Genomic DNA, 1,048 nt, shown 5'->3' with positions numbered 1-1,048 from the left:
GGCCTGGTCGTGCAGAACGCGCCCGGCGGCGACTTCGCCCTGCCGGGACTGGAGGTCTCCGGGGTCGCGGTGCTCACCGGGACCGCGCGGCTCGACCTGACCTTCGGGTTCGCGGAGGAGTTCGGCCCCGACGGCGCGCCGGCGGGCCTGGCCGGTTCCGTCGAGTACAGCACCGACCTGTTCGACCGCCCGACCGTCGAGGCCCTGGCCGCCCGGCTGACCAGACTGCTGGCCGAGGTCGCGGCCGCCCCCGGCCGGCCGATCGGCGCGATCGAGCTGCTGTCCGCCGAGGAGCGCCGCGAGGCGCTGCCGGCCGGCCCCGAGGAGGCGGCCCGCGCGAGCCTGCCCGAGCTGTTCGCCGCGCAGGTGGCGGCGGCGCCGGACGCGGTCGCGCTGGTCTGCGGTGACACCGAGCTGACGTATCGTCAACTCGACGTGCGCGCCAACCGGTTCGCGCATGAGCTGATCGCCCGGGGAGTGGGCCCGGAGCAGGTGGTGGCGGTGGCGCTGCCGCGGTCGGTGGAGTCGGTGGTCGCGGTACTGGGCGTGCTGAAGGCGGGCGCGGCCTATCTGCCGCTGGACCCGGCGTACCCGGCCGCCCGGATCGCGTTCATGCTGGCGGACGTGCGGCCCTCGGTCGTGGTCGAGGACGTGGCGGCCGTCGCCGCGTCGGCCGGCCGGCCCGAGACCGATCCGCGGGTTCCGCTCGATGTGCGGCACCCGGCGTACGTGATCTACACCTCGGGCTCGACCGGCCGCCCCAAGGGCGTCGTCGTCAGCCACGCGGGCGTGTCGGGCCTGGTCGCCGCCCAGGCCGGCCGGCTCGGCGTGACCCGGGGCAGCCGGGTGCTCCAGTTCGCCTCGCCCAGCTTCGACGCGGCCTTCTGGGACCTGTGCGGCGCGCTGCTGAGCGGCGCCGCCCTCGTCCTCGCCCCCGGCACCTCACCGCTGGAGGCCCTCACCGACCCGAGCACCCCCGTCACCCATGTCACGCTGCCGCCCTCGGCGCTGGCCGCCCTGGACGGCGCCGGGATCACCGCGACCACCG

At 76.7% G+C, this 1,048-nt stretch carries 1 protein-coding gene; it reads left to right on the top strand.

The features are described from left to right. Positions 1-1,048, top strand: a 1,048-nt coding sequence (locus tag WA788_RS35330) for an AMP-binding protein (protein ID WP_335984565.1), incomplete at both ends; no start/stop codon positions are given.

Origin of the sequence: Streptomyces sp. CA2R106 (assembly GCF_037034245.1) — a bacterium.
GTDB lineage: Bacteria > Actinomycetota > Actinomycetes > Streptomycetales > Streptomycetaceae > Actinacidiphila.
This window is presented reverse-complemented; position numbering and strand designations above follow the sequence as displayed.